Genomic DNA, 14,768 nt, shown 5'->3' with positions numbered 1-14,768 from the left:
ATTTTAATGGAACGGTTATTAGTCGTGAGCTTTCAATGTAACTTAAAACGGATTTAACGCTAGGAGGAAGGGTTGCTTGATTTAATTAAAAAGGTACTGCTCATTAACATGGTTGCCGCATTAACTGTGTTTGTTCTGTCGAAGTTTGTGCCATTCTTTGCAGCAACACAGCTCCTCGATTTTTTATTTTTTGTGGTCATCGTGATTTGGATCTTGGCGAAGATTATGTGGGAGCCAGGTGTAGACAGTAAAGCATCCAGACTCGCCAATCCCAGAACTGATAAAGTCTACAAAATGGTCAAAGGCCATGATTTTGACAAAGAACAGCAGGAACAACGTCGACTTAACTATCAAACAGGGCTAGTGTTGTTTATCGCGGGCTTACCAGCACTTGTGACTTGTTTGGTGCTGCAGTTTTTTTGAGTAAGAGTTGTACGTCTCGCATTGCTCTAATTATTAGATGCTCACATGAAGAATACATTTTTGTTCATTTGGTATGCGGCAACTAGACGGTAAGCATTCAATAAACTATCACTTGGTGTGGTAACGAATCAGACCATTAGGAATCGAAATGAAGCAAAATATTGTCCATATAGCGTTAGTAGTGAAAGACTACGACGAAGCCATAAATTTTTACGTAAACAAGCTTCAATTCGAGCTTCTCGAAGACACATACCAGCCGGAAGAAGATAAACGCTGGGTCGTCGTAGCTCCACCTAATTCACATGGCGTGGCATTACTACTGGCAAGAGCTTCAAAACCAGAACAGCTCGATTTTATTGGCAATCAAGCGGGTGGGCGAGTATTCCTTTTCTTAAATACTGACGATTTTTGGCGTGATTACGAACGAATGAAATCCATAGGAATCAACTTTGTCCGTGAACCTAAAGAACAAGATTATGGCACCGTTGCCGTATTTGAAGATTTGTACGGAAACCTCTGGGATCTTCTTCAGTTGAACCCTGACCATCCAATGGCCAAGAGATAAATTTTGCCAGATTATTGATGGAGATTCGTCACTCGTGGCACTTCCGTTTTTTATGGTGGTGCTTATTTCGTTTTGAAGAGCGTTACATCGTGTATCCGCTTCTGAAATAGACAGTAAGAGAGGAGTACAAAATGGAATCGAACACTATTAAAAATGTCGTTTTTGACATCGGAAATGTGGTTGTTCGCTGGGCGCCGCTAGAAATCGTCAGATTAACGTTTGGAAACATCGACTCCGCAGAAGAAAAGGTGAAAAGTATCTTTCAGTCAGACACTTGGTTAGATCTGAACAAAGGCATTATTTCTGAAAGTGAAGCAAAACTTCAATATCAACAACTTCTTGGTTTCTCAGAACTTGATTGCGAGCGATTGTTTTATTACGTGAAGCAAACCCAGATTCTAATTTATGGCTCGGTCGAGCTGATCAGGCGAGTTAAAGCGGCTGGCTATTGCGTGTTTGCACTCACGGATAATGTGCATGAAATTGTCTCGTACTTGAAAGAGACTTATGCGTTTTGGAATCTCTTTGAAGGGGCCACAGTCTCGGCTGAGCTAGGGTTGTTAAAACCGCAACCAGAAATTTATCAGTCTTTGTTAACTCAGTACGCATTGAAGGCGTCAGAAACCGTGTTTATTGATGATATGCCATATAATGTCGAAGGCGCTGAAACGGTTGGCATGGCGGCGATTCAGTTTGAAAACGCCGGGCAATGTGAGGCAGACTTGAAATCACTTGGGCTAAAGTTTTAATTTACAGAGAGTTAATGCCTAATAGAATTCACAAGGAAATGTAAAAACCACATCACAAGGAATTAAAGTGATCGATCATTTTGAAATAAAAGTCGTTGATTTTGAAAATTGCCGCGACTTCTACCAACATGCACTGTCTCCACTTGGTATTGAGTTAAAGTGGGCAGATGACTCTGCTGCAGGTTTTGGCTTAACCACGGAACCAAACGTCAGGTTTCTAATTGAAAAGGGTGATAACAACGCGAAAAGCCACATCGCTTTTTCTGCTCTTAATAAAGAACAAGTTATCGAGTTTCATCAAGCAGGCTTAACTCATGGAGCAAGTTGTAATGGGAAGCCAGGGTTGAGAAAAAAGTACGCGGCTAACTATTACGCCGCCTTTTTGTTAGATCCTGATGGCAATAATGTCGAAGCCGTGGTTTACCTTTAGTGTTTAGCTGGAGAAAGGAGAATTATGAACATTTCATTTCGGCCAACGGCTGATTTTTCTGAGTCAGCTGAGATCACTTTTAATAATATGCGTTCTTATTATGAGCATTATTCGGTTGACTGGGATCAACAGCAGATATTGGAACACATCGCCAAACTAGAAAGTTGGGATATCTTGTTTGAAGGTGAGGTCGTTGGCGCAATCCGCCTGGAATATGATGATGGGCACTGCTACTTACGTGACCTTCAAGTCCAATCTTCATTTCAAAGCAAGGGAATTGGCGCGGCAGCATTGGCTGAAACTGCAAGATTGGCGAACGAGGCAAAACGAGCTCTTGTTCGGCTCAAAGTTTTCAAAATTAGTCCGGCTTACCACTTGTACCAGCGGAGCGGTTATCAGGTGGAAAAAGAAGACGACAGATTCTACTACATGTCCCGGACCACCTCTTGATACTCTATAGTTAATGCGTTTAATGATGATTTCGGTGACGAAATTGTCTTTAAACCACTAATCAGATTAGTCACAAAGATGAGAGTGTTTAACAAGGCATTAGTTAAATCTGTCAGAATATAAGGAGATATCATGGCTGGAGAAATTATTAAATCGTCTACTGCTACGATACAGGTTGGTGTAGCAAGAGCAGATGGGAAGTTGTCTTTGACAGACACAGAGGTCATTTTTAAACCCTATAGTCAGAAACTTGCATTTGGCCCCTACATTTTAAAGCGTGATGAAATTGTTTCGGTAGAAAAGTGCATTGGAAAAGGGGCAGGTATCATGCCCGTTACCAGTGAAGCAATTCGCATTACGTTATCTGATCAACGTGCCTATGAGTTTGTTATTGCAGAGCCCAATCAGTGGATAGAAGCATTTGTAGCAACACGTGTTGATATGTAAATGAGAGGGTTGGTTTGTGGGAAAGGTACATAAAGGATCATGCCTTTGCGGCCGTGTAAAGTTCGAGATCATAGGTGAGTTTCAGTCATTCTTCTTGTGCTACTGTACTCGCTGTCAGAAGGATACAGGCTCAGCGCATGCGGCTAATCTCTTTGCTCAAGACTCTACGTTAGTTTGGACTCAGGGTGAAACGTACGTTAAGACTTATCAACATCCGCATACGTTACATAGCAAGAGCTTTTGTCAAAACTGTGGCTCAGCATTGCCAACGGTAGCGGAGAATATTCAATGTATTGTCACCCCCGCCGGTAGTCTTGATGGCCCGGTTCCAATATCACCTACGGCAAAAATTTTTGTAGGTAGCTGTGCGAATTGGACAAAAAACCTGTCTCAAGTACCGAGTTTTGAGCAATTACCAGAGCAAAATAAAAACTAGATATTAAAGCGTTAGTGCTAGGGGAATTTGGTGCCAGTAGAGTTTATTTTAGGGTTCATTGCGATGGTAACCTCGGCGATTGCTGGGTTTATTGGGTTTGGTGGAGGGATGCTATTGATCGCCGTTCTACCCAGTTTTCTCAGCCCGAGTTTAATCATACCAATCCATGGGGTGACACAGCTCGCCAGCAACTCATCGCGTATGTTCTTCTCGCTCGCTCATGTAAAGTGGTCGTTACTTCCTAAGTTTTTGGCTGGCTCTTTAATCGGTATGCTGGTATTTGGTTTTTTTCTATCGAAACTCTCTTTCGAGTATGTCCCTGTCGCAATCGGTTCGTATATCTTATTGAATCTTTGGAGTAAGCGATTTGCGCACTTTATACGTCGGTACGAAAGCTACTATCTGATTGGTTTTCTACAAACGGGATTGGGGCTTATTGTTGGTGCTGTGGGCCCTTTGTCACTCGCCGTACTGACCAAGCAGTTGAAATCGAATGACGCTGTTATCGCAACAAGCTCTATGTTTTTAACCATCAGTCATTTGGCTAAGATCCCTGTATACGCTGCGGTTACAAGTGATCTCGTGTCTAACTTAAATGTTATTGTTTATATGGTGCTAGGGTCGATTCTCGGCTCGTTTATTGGTACAAAGGCGAGATTTAGCGCGGGCAATAAGAAAGTCATTCTGATAATCAAAACGTTACTCACCTTATTGGCGATTAGGATGTTACTAGCAGTTTTCCTATAAGATTAGCTACGCTGACTAATATCAGTGCTGGTTTAGCATGGCTAGCGAATAAGTTTACTTAATACGCAAAGGAAGGCAAATGACAGAAAAGGTGTTTTGGAACAATCCATATCAAACCGAGATTATCTCCGTCGTTACGCAAATTACAGGTAATAACGTTGAACTCTCTCATACCATTTTTTACGCAGAGTCGGGCGGTCAGGAAAGCGATGAAGGAACCATCGCTGGTATTCGTGTGGTTAAGGCTGAAAAATCAGGCTCGCGTATTATTTATACTCTTGAAACCAGACCAACTTTTGCCGTTGGCGATGAGGTTGTGACTGAGATTGATTGGCCTCGACGCTATGCGCTTATGAAGTTACATTTTGCGGCAGAGGTTGTGCTTGAGCTGTTTACGAAAAACTTTAACTCGATAACTAAGATTGGCGCGCATATTTCAGAAGACAAAAGTCGCATCGATTTTGAATGGCCGGAAAACATCGCTCCGCTTTTGCCCGCACTTCTGTCCAAAGCCCAAGCTTTAATTGATTCTGACTCGATCATTACAAGTAAATTTTCTGACCAAACAAAAGAAAGGCGTTATTGGAAGGTAGAAGGTTTCGCTCAAGTTCCTTGTGGTGGTACGCATCTGAAACGAACGTCGGAAGTGGGTAAAATCGCTTTAAAGCGTAAAAACGTTGGCAAAGGAAAGGAGCGGGTAGAGATAACGTTAGTGAGGGAAGACACCTAGGTATTGCGTGCATTTTTAGCGTGACGTATTAACATAGCATCCAGTTTTTAATAGAAAAGAGATAACTATGGCTTTCCCTCCTTGTCCAAACTGTCAATCCGAATACGTTTACCAAGACCAAAACCATCTCATTTGTCCTGAGTGTGCTTATGAATGGAATCCGTCTGAAGTTGAAGAAGCTTTTAGCGTCAATGATGCGAATGGCACATTGCTAGCAGAAGGGGACAAAGTCACGTTGGCGAAAGATCTCAAGGTTAAAGGCAGTTCTCTTGTTTTAAAGATTGGCACTAAAGCCGTGATTAGACGCATCGTCGAAGGTAAAGATCATCAACTGGATTGCAAAGTAGATGGCGCTGGTGAAATGATGGTCACCGCGAAATTTGTCAAGAAAGCTTGAGTTTCATCATTTATTAAGCGTTATGGAGAATATCTGAATGGCAGGGATAACCGAATTAGATGATTTGCTTAAATCACTACGCCCTAAGCTCATCGACTCTGAGTTTGTGTTTTGTACCGTTTCAGGTGAGCTTAAAAACTATTTGTCACTTAATCCTGTTGCGACCTTTACCGAAGCTGAAGGGCTCACTTTGGTGATCGAAAAATCGGCTGCGCTAGAAGCTGGTTTATCGTTTGAAGGCTCGTTTAAGCAAATTACACTGACGGTTCATTCAAGCCTCGAAGCCGTCGGACTAACCGCTGCGGTGGCCACAAAACTTGCTTCAAAAGGCATCAGTGCTAATGTCATTGCGGCCTATTACCACGATCATATCTTTGTACAATCTTCAAAAGCTGATGCTGCAATTGAAGCGTTGTGCGAGTTATCTGCGTAACGCTTCATTTCTTAATGCCAGCCCTTGTGAAAAAGAGAATGTGCCCTACAACCGAAGTACACCGTAGGGCACATGTTGTGGAGCTGGTAAGAGTTTAGTAAATATATCGTCGAAGTTCGTGCGGGTAGACGCGCATTCCATTTGAGGTGTTTTCGTAAACGGATTGTTCTTCGATATAAGACCAGATATAAGGCTCTGTACTTGTTTGAGCGGCGAGTTGTGAGATCACCGTATCCACATCGTGACCAGAGTAATCTTTGGGATGAACCAACATTTCCTTGATAGCTGACAACATAATAATTCCCTTTAATGTAATTAAATTACCATTTGGTATGATTAAAACGTAGTTTGGTTTTTTAATCTGATCAAGTTTGGATTTGGTTTTAATTTAAAATTCATTTTTGTAAGTTAAGAACATGATTTGAGGTGCGACCTCACTCACGTTGCTTAAAGCACTCAACTCTTCGTTGACTAGTCATCCAGTGATGCGTGGTGAATTCTGTATTTTTGGTGTGATAAAAGAAAACGGCGCAGGTATCTTGCGCCGTTTTGATAATTAGCTCTTTGAGCTTTTAGGTCTAATCATTATTGAGTGTAGACGAGTTGACCTTCTTTGTATGTTTTTCATACTTCAGTCGTGTCTGCTTTTACTACTGAACAATCAGTTAATGTAGCCACTACCAATAGCACGAAACGGCATGTCTAGATCAAGCTCGGGAACTTGCTGACCGACCCACGCAGGAAAAGTATTACTGTTTGGACCCGGAAATAGCGTGTATTCATTCGCGTAAGGATAGTGCTCTACAACGCGCTGAATTTTAGGAATGAGATTACGGGCTTTTTCACCTTGAATCGAGAGCACTTTTTCGGGACGAGCACCATACCAGTAACGATCAGGTGTAGCTGTTTGATAGGTATAAAGTGCGGGTTGTCCGCGGCCGACACGCCACCCAACCACTTCATAGACGGTATATTCATTTGCATTCTCTGGCTTAATCGCTAGCCAGGTGTGTACGGCAAACCAGCCACGCCATCCAAAAGCATCCGCAGCATAGAATTCGATCACCGCTTGTTTAACATCAGTAGGATTAGGAGCAATGCCTGCAGGCTCGCGGCTGGCAGTTCGCCAGTCACCCTGAGTGCAGGCGCTAAGTAACATGCAAGCAATTAACACAATAGGTTTAATTAAAGAACTCACTTTAAGTTTATATTGCATGATGCACTCCTATTACGTCCCTGTGCTACTGATTTAGTAAGACATCTCGATTTCGCTTTTTACCCTGCGGCGAGCTATTGACCAACTCGTAACACTAATACGATTCGTCCTAAACATAAAACTACAACGATTTGACCCATTTTGTCACTGCTTACGCAAAAACTAAATTCTCTTCCTACGTTAGGCAGAGGCATGCAAGTTTTAGTCTATGCGTTAGGAACTCGTGCTCAAATTGCCAATAATTGAAGTGGGTAGAACTCTGACAGGAGCATAAGGGCGGTGGCTGAACTCAATACTGTTTAGCCGTTGTGTGATGGGCTAGTGGGGTGGGTAGAAAAAACAAAGCCCCGCTATTTTTCAGCGGGGCTTTTGGTATTAAAGGTCAGTGATTATCCAATAACAAGGAAGAAAATTGCTGTTGCGATAATACCGATCAATGCATAAGGGAACTGGGTTGTTGCGTGTTGCATTGAAGTACAGCCAGAACCTTGTGCAGAAAGTACGGTTGAGTCACTGAAGAAACATGAATGGCTACCCGCAGCAGATGCAGAAAGTAGAGCCGCAACCGTTATGTGTAGTGGTACGCCTAGTTGCTCACCCAATGGCAGAACGATAGGCATTGCTACTGCGAATGTGCCCCAAGAAGATGCTGTCGCGAATACCAGACCACCGGTAATCAGGAAGATGATTGCAGGGAAGTAAGACGCGCTCAGGTATGGGCTAACTGTCTCGATAACGTATTGTGTTACACCTAACGAGTCGTTAACATTTTTCAGCATAAAGCCGCCGATTACTGTCGCAAGCGGTAGTAACATGACTTTAATGCCATCATAAACAGCTTCAAACATGTCGTTCATCGAGATGAGTCGTTGTAGACCGTAGAAGCAAACCGTGAAGATAATTGCTACGAATACACCAGCCAATAGGTCAATACCGAAGTACCAGCTTGCTGCAACCAGAACAACCATAGGCAGTAGGAAGTTAATCAGACCCATTGTTGGATTAGTATGAGCCGCAATATCAGAGCCAAAATCTACATCGGTCGCGCCGTCAGGACGAACTTGACCATTCTTAGCTCGTTGTTCTGCTGCTTTCATCGCACCTAGATCTGGAATCTTTTCCATCGCAACCAACAGAACGATGGCTAACGTTACCCAGCCATAAGCCATGTATGGGATCGCTTCGATATAGGTTTGAATACCTTTACCTGTCTCAGCAACGCCATTTGACTCAAGAAGAGAGCTAAAGAAGATAGCCCAAGTCGAGATTGGTACAAGAATACAGATCGGTGCCGCCGTTGAGTCAACAAGGTACGATAGCTTTTCTCGAGAGATTTGGTAGCCGTCGGTTACCTTCTTCATTGATGAAGAGATAGCAATCGCGTTTAAGTAATCGTCGATAAAGATAACAATGCCAAGCAAAAACGTCATTACCATTGATTGTTTGCGGCTCTTAACTTTTGTTACCAGCATATCTGAGAAGCTTAAGATACTGCCGCCTTTCTCAAGGATAGCTATCAGGCCGCCCATCAAGCCACATACCAGGATGATCCAAGCAATGGTTTCGTCCATCATCACCGTCATTGAGATATCAACGATTTGTTCTACCGCTTCAGTTGGGTTAAGTAATAGAACCCCGGCAATTGCGCCGCTAAACAGCGCTTCTACAGTTCGGTGCGTCGTTAACGCGAAGACTAAAACCAATGCGGTTGGAAGAAGGCTCATCCATCCGTAGGTTTGCCCCTCTTCGTGATTTAATCCGATCGTCGTAAATAGTACGAATGTCGCAACACAAATTAACGAGATAATCATATGTTGCATGTTGAATTTTAACGGCGCATCCATCGCCTTTGTTTGCGTAGTCATAAATTACATTTCCTTTGTTTATGCCGAGTGCAACATCCAGTCAATTTCCAGTGGCGTGATAGCGCGCTCAAATTCAGCGAGTTCACTGCGTTTGCAAGCTAAATACATATCGATAAATTCCCTTGAAATGTACTGAGCCAGCTCACTGTGTTCCAACTGCTCTAGAGCTTCTGACATACGCACAGGTAAGTCAATCGCGTCGTCGCTTAAGGTTGATGGACATTGGTCTTTGGTATAGTTTTCGCTCGCTAATACCGCGGAAAGTACTACTGCAGCGAGGATGTAAGGGTTAACGTCAGCTCCCGCGATACGATGTTCGATGCGACGGTTTTTACTATCGCTGATAGGAACACGTAATGCGACACCACGATGGTTTTCGCCCCAGTCCGCTTTTGTCGGAACGTAAGCTCCAGGAACAAAGCGGCGGAAAGAGTTAACATTAGGACAAATTAATCCCATGGCATCTGATGTTTGTTCCAGCATCGCCGCCATAGTTTGATAAAAGAGGGGACTCGCTTCGCCATCTTGTTGGCTAAAGTGGTTGTTGCCAGCGCTATCCATCAAACTTAAGTGGATGTGCATACCATTACCAGCTTGTTCGCCGAAAGGCTTAGCCATAAAGGTTGCGTCGAATCCGTGCTGGTGTGCCACCTGACGGATCAGGCGCTTAGCGATGATGATTTCGTCACACGCACGAAGGACATCTTTTGAATGGTTAAAGTTGATTTCAAACTGGCCTGGAGCAGATTCGGAAAGAGCTCCTGAGGTATTTAAGCCCTGTTCCAATGCGATTTTGTTGAGATCCGATAAGAAGTCTGCATAGTCATCAAGCCCGTCTAAGTCGTACACCTCGGTATCTTTCTCACGTGTTTTCTTAGTAGGGTTGATGGCGGTTAAAGGGGTGCCATTCTCACCGCGCTGTTTATCAATTAAGTAAAATTCCAGTTCCAGAGCAACACAAGGGTACTGATCTTTAGCTTTTAACTTCTCAAGCATCGAAGCGAGGATATTGCGAATGAACAAAGGATTTGGTCGTTTTCCTGAATCATCCATCATGCTCAGTAGCAATTGGCCAACTTGTTCTTTCGCGGTTGGCATCAATGTACCGCTGATCGGGAAACAAAGATTGTCCGGTTCGCCCAAGTCTTCGCCTAGTCCTGCCGTTTCTACCACATTACCTTTCGTATCGAGCGTAATGGTTGAAAGAGGTAATGCGACACCTTTGTTAAGCTTTTCCAGAGCCTCTACCGGGATACGTTTGCCTCTTGGTGTTGCATTGATGTCGGTAAAGATGAGGTCGACGAACTCGATGTTGGGCCACTGTTGTTTAAAATTTTGAACTTCCTGTAGATACGATTCCATTTTTTTCTCCAATAGCCAGATGAGTAGAAATTAGAGATAGCTAAATTAACAATTAAATTACAAAGCGTTAATTAATGTGCGTGTTAATTCAGTTATATTTAATTTAAACAACCACTTATCTTGTGTTCTGACTTTTTAATGGGTTATTTTTGTGCTTTGTTGTTAACTATTTTGTAACAGTCGTTTTTGTTTTGTTCAATATAATGAGCATAAATATTCAATTTAATGGCCTAGAAAGTGCTCTGTGTCACATTGTGGCGATAATATCGAACGTCGATGTTGATAATTTTGTACACGGTTTGTAGTGTTGATGTTAAATAAATTGAACACGGATATGTTATGACAACGACACGCAAACCCATCATTGGCGTTGTTAGCTGCACCAAGGAGTTAGGTGGTTACCAAATTCAGGCAGTCAATGATTTTTACCTACGCGCAGTGAAAGACTTTGGTGGTCTACCTGTTATGTTAGCGCCGGATATGTCGAGTGATGAAGTCGACTCAATCCTGGAGCTTTGTGACGGTTTCTTGTTCCCGGGCAGCCACTCAAATGTTGCGCCGCATCGCTATAACGCTAGCCATACTGAGAATAAGAAAGACGAAGCGCGCGATGAATTGGCACTGAACCTGATTCGACACGCGGTAGATAAAGACATTCCTTGTCTTGGTATTTGTCGCGGTTTCCAGGAGATGAACGTTGCATTAGGTGGCACTCTTAACCCTGCGGTTCACGATTCTGGTTTTAATGATCACCGCGAAGCACCTGTTGATGATTTCGAACAGAAATACGCGCCTGCTCATGCAGTATTAGTTCAAAAGGAGAGCTTATTTGAACAATGGTTAGTTGAAAATCATTGGGAAAATACGACCTTCTTTGAAGTCAATACGCTGCACAATCAAGGTGTTGATCAGCTGGCGCCGCAGCTCAAAGTTGAAGCGAAAGCACCCGATGGTTTGATAGAAGCTTTTAGCCTGGCTGGGCAAAAATATTTCGTTGGCGTGCAGTGGCACCCAGAATGGAAAGCAAAAACCAATCATTTCTCACAAATTTTATTCAAAGAATTTATTATGGCGGCTTCTCTTTAATTTTTGGAGCCACATGAATGGACAATCAAGAGATTGGTAGAAATATTGTTCAGTTAAGAAAAAAACATGGATTGTCACAACGAGAATTAGCCGAGCGAGCGGGCATTACTCACAGTGCTATTTCATCGATTGAAAATGGCAAAGTGAGCCCTTCGGTTAGCTCGTTGCAAAAAATAGTGAACGTATTTTCTTTATCTCTGTCGGAGTTTTTCATTTTTGAACAAACTCAGAATGATGAAGTGAAAGTTGTCGTTACGCCAGAAGAGCTGGTCGAAATGGGCAGTGAAACCGTTTCGATGAAACTGGTGACTAACGGCACGAAAGAGCAGGTAATTGGATTCCTGATCGAAGAATATGCACCACACGGAACAACAGGTTCAGCTGAAATAAAACACGAAGGCGAAGAAATTGGCACGGTACTAGAGGGTGAAATCACTCTGGAATACAAAGGCCGTTCGTTCGTCATCAAAGAAGGCGAGTCGTACGTTATTGATACGACGCAGCCACACAGATTTACGAATCACACAGACAAGGCTTGTCGAATGATAAGCGCGCATACGCCAACCACATTCTAAGTGGTGCTTGCCTTGTGTGATAACAAGGAGAGCGTATGAAAACTCAAGAACAATGGATTGAACTTAAAAACAATCTAAACATCGAAAACAGGGCGTACATCAACGGTGAATACAGCGCAGCATTAAGTGGAAAAACGATCCCTGTCGTGAATCCAGCAACAGACGAAATATTTACCGAAATTGCTCGTTGTGAAAGTGAAGATGTCGATCTTGCGGTGTCATACGCTCGTAAAGCATTTCAATCAGGTCAGTGGAGTGAAAGCAGCCCTGCACATCGTAAAGCGATTCTAAAACAGTTCGCTGATCTGATAGACCAAAACCGTGAAGAGTTGGCTCTGCTTGAAACTCTGGATACCGGTAAACCTATTTCTCACAGCTTCTCTACAGATATCCCTGGCGCAGCTTCATCATTACGCTGGTACGCAGAAGCGATCGATAAAGTCTATGGCGAAGTCGCGCCAACAGAAAAAGATGTTCACGCGTTTATTTCTCACCAGGCGATTGGTGTTGTCGCGGCAGTTGTTCCATGGAACTTCCCACTTTGGCTAGCTTGCTGGAAGCTTGGTCCAGCTCTTGCGGCAGGCAACAGCGTGATCCTGAAGCCGTCAGAAAAGTCCTCACTCACTGCTATCTTCTTAGGTCAACTTGCAGAACAAGCTGGTTTGCCAAAGGGAGTGTTCCAGGTCATCACAGGTTTTGGTCATGAAGCGGGTGACGCGCTGGCAACACACCAAGATGTGGATTGTATCGCTTTCACTGGTTCTACGCGCATCGCTGGCCAGCTGATGGTTCGTTCTGGCGAAAGCAACCTGAAACGTGTCTTTGCAGAAGCAGGTGGTAAGAACGCCAACATCGTATTCGAAGATTGTGACGATTTAGACCGCGCAGCGGCTGAAACGGCAGCGGGTTGCTTCTATAACCAGGGTGAAGTGTGTGTGGCAGCAACGCGTCTGCTGATTCATGAAAGCATTAAAGAGCAGTTCATCGAAAAAGTGATCGAAGCGGCTAAAGCTTTTGCACCAAAAGATCCAATGGATCCTAGTTCTTCTATGGGTGCGCTTATTGACCAAGACCACAAATCAAAAGTGTTGGAATACATTACATTAGGCCAGTCTGAAGGCGCCGTTTTGCGCTGTGGTGGCAATGTTGAAGGTCAAGGTGCGTTCGTCGAGCCAACTATTTTGGATAACGTGGACAATCAATACCGCGTTGCTCAAGAGGAAATCTTCGGACCAGTACTCTGTGTGATTCCATTCAAGGATGAAGCACAAGCTATCGAAATTGCCAACGACTCTAAGTACGGCCTGGGCGCGGCACTTTGGAGCAGCAACATCAACCGTGTTCACCGAGTCGCTAAACGACTACAAGCCGGCTCGGTATGGGTGAACAACTACAACGAAGGTGACATGACGGTTCCATTCGGTGGATTCAAAATGAGCGGAAATGGGCGAGATAAATCGCTGCACGCCATTGAGAAATTCACAGAAACCAAGACCACTTGGATTCGCCTTCACGCCTAAAAAGGCACACGTTCTAACCCAGCTGACGATTAATAAAGGAATATCACTATGAACAAGCATACGGATTCGTTCTACGCGCACTCTGTGCCAAACATGCCGGACTACCCACAACTTCAAGACAACATCGAGTGTGATGTGTGTGTGGTTGGCGCAGGCTTCTCTGGTCTTTCTTCTGCACTGCATCTAGCAGAAAAAGGTTTCAAAGTAGTTGTGCTGGAAAGTGCAAAAGTAGGTTTTGGAGCAACTGGTCGTAACGGTGGCCAGATCGTCAACAGTTACAGCCGAGATGTTGACGTCATTGAAAGCCGTTACGACCAACGCCAGGCAAAAGCATTGTGCGACATGATCTTTGAAGGTGGCGACATCATCCGTGGTCTGGTTGATAAATACGATATTGAGTGTGATTTAAAACAAGGTGGCTTGTTCACGGCGCTGAATAAGAAGCAGCTTAAAGGTCTTGAAGAGCATAAGAAAAACTGGGAACGCTACGGCAACGATCAGCTCACTTTGCTGGACGCAGGTGAAGTTGAAAAGGCCGTAGGTACGAAAGTTTATACTGGCGGTCTGCTGGACATGCGTGGTGGCCATATTCACCCGCTTAAACTGGCGTTAGGCGAAGCGGCGGCATTTGTTTCTCTGGGTGGCCAAATTTTTGAACAGTCTGCTGTGCTATCGATTGATAAAGGTATTAATCCAGTAGTGAAAACGGCGCAAGGCAGCGTTAAGAGCAAATACGTTGTGCTGGCAGGTAACGCGTACCTAGGTGGTCTGGCACCGAATATCAGTAATAAAGCAATTCCTTGTGGAACACAGGTTATTGCTACGGAACCACTGAATGAAGAGCAGCTAAAGCAAGTATTAACCAGTGACTACTGTGTTGAAGACTGTAACTACCTGCTGGATTACTTCCGCTTAACGGCAGACAAGCGAATGCTTTTCGGAGGCGGCGTCGTTTACGGTGCGCGTGACCCAGAAAACGTAGAGTCGTTGATTCGTCCAAAACTAGAAAAAGTCTTCCCACAGTTGAAGGGCATTAAGATTGATTATGCGTGGACAGGAAACTTCCTGCTGACTTATTCACGTATGCCTCAGTTCGGCTCATTTGCAGACAACATTTACTACCTACAAGGCTACAGTGGCCACGGCGTTACGTGTACACACCTTGCAGGTAAGCTTCTAGCTGAAGCTTTAACCGGACACGCGGAACGCTTTGATGCGTTTGCAGCACTAAAACACTACTCCTTCCCGGGTGGCCGTCACTTCCAAATTCCATTTACAGCAATGGGCGCGGCTTACTACAACTTACGTGACAAACTAGCGATTTAAGAGATAAGGAA

General features: G+C 43.9%; 18 protein-coding genes and 1 pseudogene. 15 read left to right on the top strand and 4 right to left on the bottom strand.

The features are described from left to right. Positions 1-72 precede the first annotated feature (72 nt). The 11 genes from DBX26_RS08375 (at position 73) to DBX26_RS08325 (ending at position 5,807) form a co-directional block, all read left to right on the top strand. Positions 73-423 carry a hypothetical protein gene (locus tag DBX26_RS08375; protein WP_118118717.1) on the top strand — a complete coding sequence of 117 codons (351 nt, stop codon included), beginning with the start codon at positions 73-75 and terminating at the stop codon, positions 421-423. Between the two features lie 148 nt (positions 424-571). Next, positions 572-988 carry a VOC family protein gene (locus DBX26_RS08370; protein WP_065299810.1) on the top strand — a complete coding sequence of 139 codons (417 nt, stop codon included), beginning with the start codon at positions 572-574 and terminating at the stop codon, positions 986-988. Between the two features lie 131 nt (positions 989-1,119). Continuing rightward, complete coding sequence (locus DBX26_RS08365; RefSeq protein ID WP_118118715.1) at positions 1,120-1,737, top strand: HAD family phosphatase; 618 nt, start codon at positions 1,120-1,122, stop codon at positions 1,735-1,737. A 67-nt stretch (positions 1,738-1,804) separates the two neighbouring features. After that, the gene (locus DBX26_RS08360) at positions 1,805-2,167 is read left to right on the top strand and encodes a VOC family protein (protein WP_065296933.1); all 363 of its coding nucleotides are present in this window, start codon (positions 1,805-1,807) and stop codon (positions 2,165-2,167) included. Between the two features lie 24 nt (positions 2,168-2,191). Beyond that, entirely contained in the window at positions 2,192-2,617 is a 426-nt protein-coding gene (locus DBX26_RS08355) for an N-acetyltransferase (RefSeq protein ID WP_118118713.1), read from the top strand. A gap of 132 nt (positions 2,618-2,749) precedes the next feature. Continuing rightward, positions 2,750-3,064 (top strand): hypothetical protein, encoded by a 315-nt coding sequence (locus DBX26_RS08350; RefSeq protein ID WP_118118711.1) that lies wholly within the window; start codon positions 2,750-2,752, stop codon positions 3,062-3,064. Between the two features lie 16 nt (positions 3,065-3,080). Next, complete coding sequence (locus DBX26_RS08345) at positions 3,081-3,500, top strand: GFA family protein (protein WP_118118709.1); 420 nt, start codon at positions 3,081-3,083, stop codon at positions 3,498-3,500. A gap of 30 nt (positions 3,501-3,530) precedes the next feature. Next, positions 3,531-4,247: a TSUP family transporter gene (locus DBX26_RS08340; RefSeq protein ID WP_065300455.1), complete on the top strand. Its 717-nt coding sequence runs from the start codon at positions 3,531-3,533 to the stop codon at positions 4,245-4,247. 79 nt (positions 4,248-4,326) lie between these two features. Next, complete coding sequence (locus DBX26_RS08335) at positions 4,327-4,977, top strand: alanyl-tRNA editing protein (RefSeq protein ID WP_118118707.1); 651 nt, start codon at positions 4,327-4,329, stop codon at positions 4,975-4,977. A gap of 67 nt (positions 4,978-5,044) precedes the next feature. Beyond that, a complete protein-coding gene (locus DBX26_RS08330; RefSeq protein WP_020336411.1) occupies positions 5,045-5,374 on the top strand; it encodes a zinc ribbon domain-containing protein YjdM in 330 nt (109 codons plus the stop codon). Between the two features lie 37 nt (positions 5,375-5,411). Next, entirely contained in the window at positions 5,412-5,807 is a 396-nt protein-coding gene (locus tag DBX26_RS08325) for an ACT domain-containing protein (protein WP_118118705.1), read from the top strand. A gap of 94 nt (positions 5,808-5,901) precedes the next feature. On the opposite strand, the gene DBX26_RS08320 is transcribed toward DBX26_RS08325, so the two are convergent. From DBX26_RS08320 to DBX26_RS08305, 4 genes are all read right to left on the bottom strand, one after another. Continuing rightward, on the bottom strand, positions 5,902-6,102 hold the full coding sequence (locus DBX26_RS08320) for a hypothetical protein (protein ID WP_014232029.1): 201 nt from the start codon (positions 6,100-6,102) through the stop codon (positions 5,902-5,904). Between the two features lie 366 nt (positions 6,103-6,468). After that, positions 6,469-7,023, bottom strand: a complete 555-nt coding sequence (locus tag DBX26_RS08315) for a DUF3750 domain-containing protein (RefSeq protein ID WP_014232028.1) — start codon at positions 7,021-7,023, stop codon at positions 6,469-6,471. 389 nt (positions 7,024-7,412) lie between these two features. After that, positions 7,413-8,888, bottom strand: a complete 1,476-nt coding sequence (locus tag DBX26_RS08310) for a Na+/H+ antiporter NhaC family protein (RefSeq protein ID WP_118118703.1) — start codon at positions 8,886-8,888, stop codon at positions 7,413-7,415. 18 nt (positions 8,889-8,906) lie between these two features. Continuing rightward, positions 8,907-10,250, bottom strand: coding sequence for a glutamine synthetase family protein (locus DBX26_RS08305; protein ID WP_118118701.1), 1,344 nt, complete (start codon positions 10,248-10,250; stop codon positions 8,907-8,909). A gap of 339 nt (positions 10,251-10,589) precedes the next feature. On the opposite strand from DBX26_RS08305, the pseudogene DBX26_RS08300 reads away from it, so the two are divergent. From DBX26_RS08300 to DBX26_RS08285, 4 genes and pseudogenes are all read left to right on the top strand, one after another. Beyond that, positions 10,590-11,376: pseudogene (locus DBX26_RS08300) on the top strand (gamma-glutamyl-gamma-aminobutyrate hydrolase family protein). Further along, positions 11,354-11,911, top strand: a complete 558-nt coding sequence (puuR, locus tag DBX26_RS08295; protein ID WP_014232024.1) for an HTH-type transcriptional regulator PuuR — start codon at positions 11,354-11,356, stop codon at positions 11,909-11,911. Before DBX26_RS08300 ends, puuR begins: the two are co-directional and overlap by 23 nt. A gap of 35 nt (positions 11,912-11,946) precedes the next feature. After that, positions 11,947-13,431 carry an aldehyde dehydrogenase gene (locus tag DBX26_RS08290; RefSeq protein WP_065296926.1) on the top strand — a complete coding sequence of 495 codons (1,485 nt, stop codon included), beginning with the start codon at positions 11,947-11,949 and terminating at the stop codon, positions 13,429-13,431. A 48-nt stretch (positions 13,432-13,479) separates the two neighbouring features. Then, on the top strand, positions 13,480-14,757 hold the full coding sequence (locus DBX26_RS08285) for an FAD-binding oxidoreductase (protein WP_014232022.1): 1,278 nt from the start codon (positions 13,480-13,482) through the stop codon (positions 14,755-14,757). Positions 14,758-14,768 lie beyond the last annotated feature (11 nt).

It is taken from the genome of Vibrio sp. dhg, from assembly GCF_003443775.1.
Classification (GTDB): Bacteria; Pseudomonadota; Gammaproteobacteria; order Enterobacterales; family Vibrionaceae; genus Vibrio; species Vibrio natriegens.
Note: the sequence above shows the minus strand (reverse complement) of the source record. Positions and strands in the feature narration are given on the sequence as shown.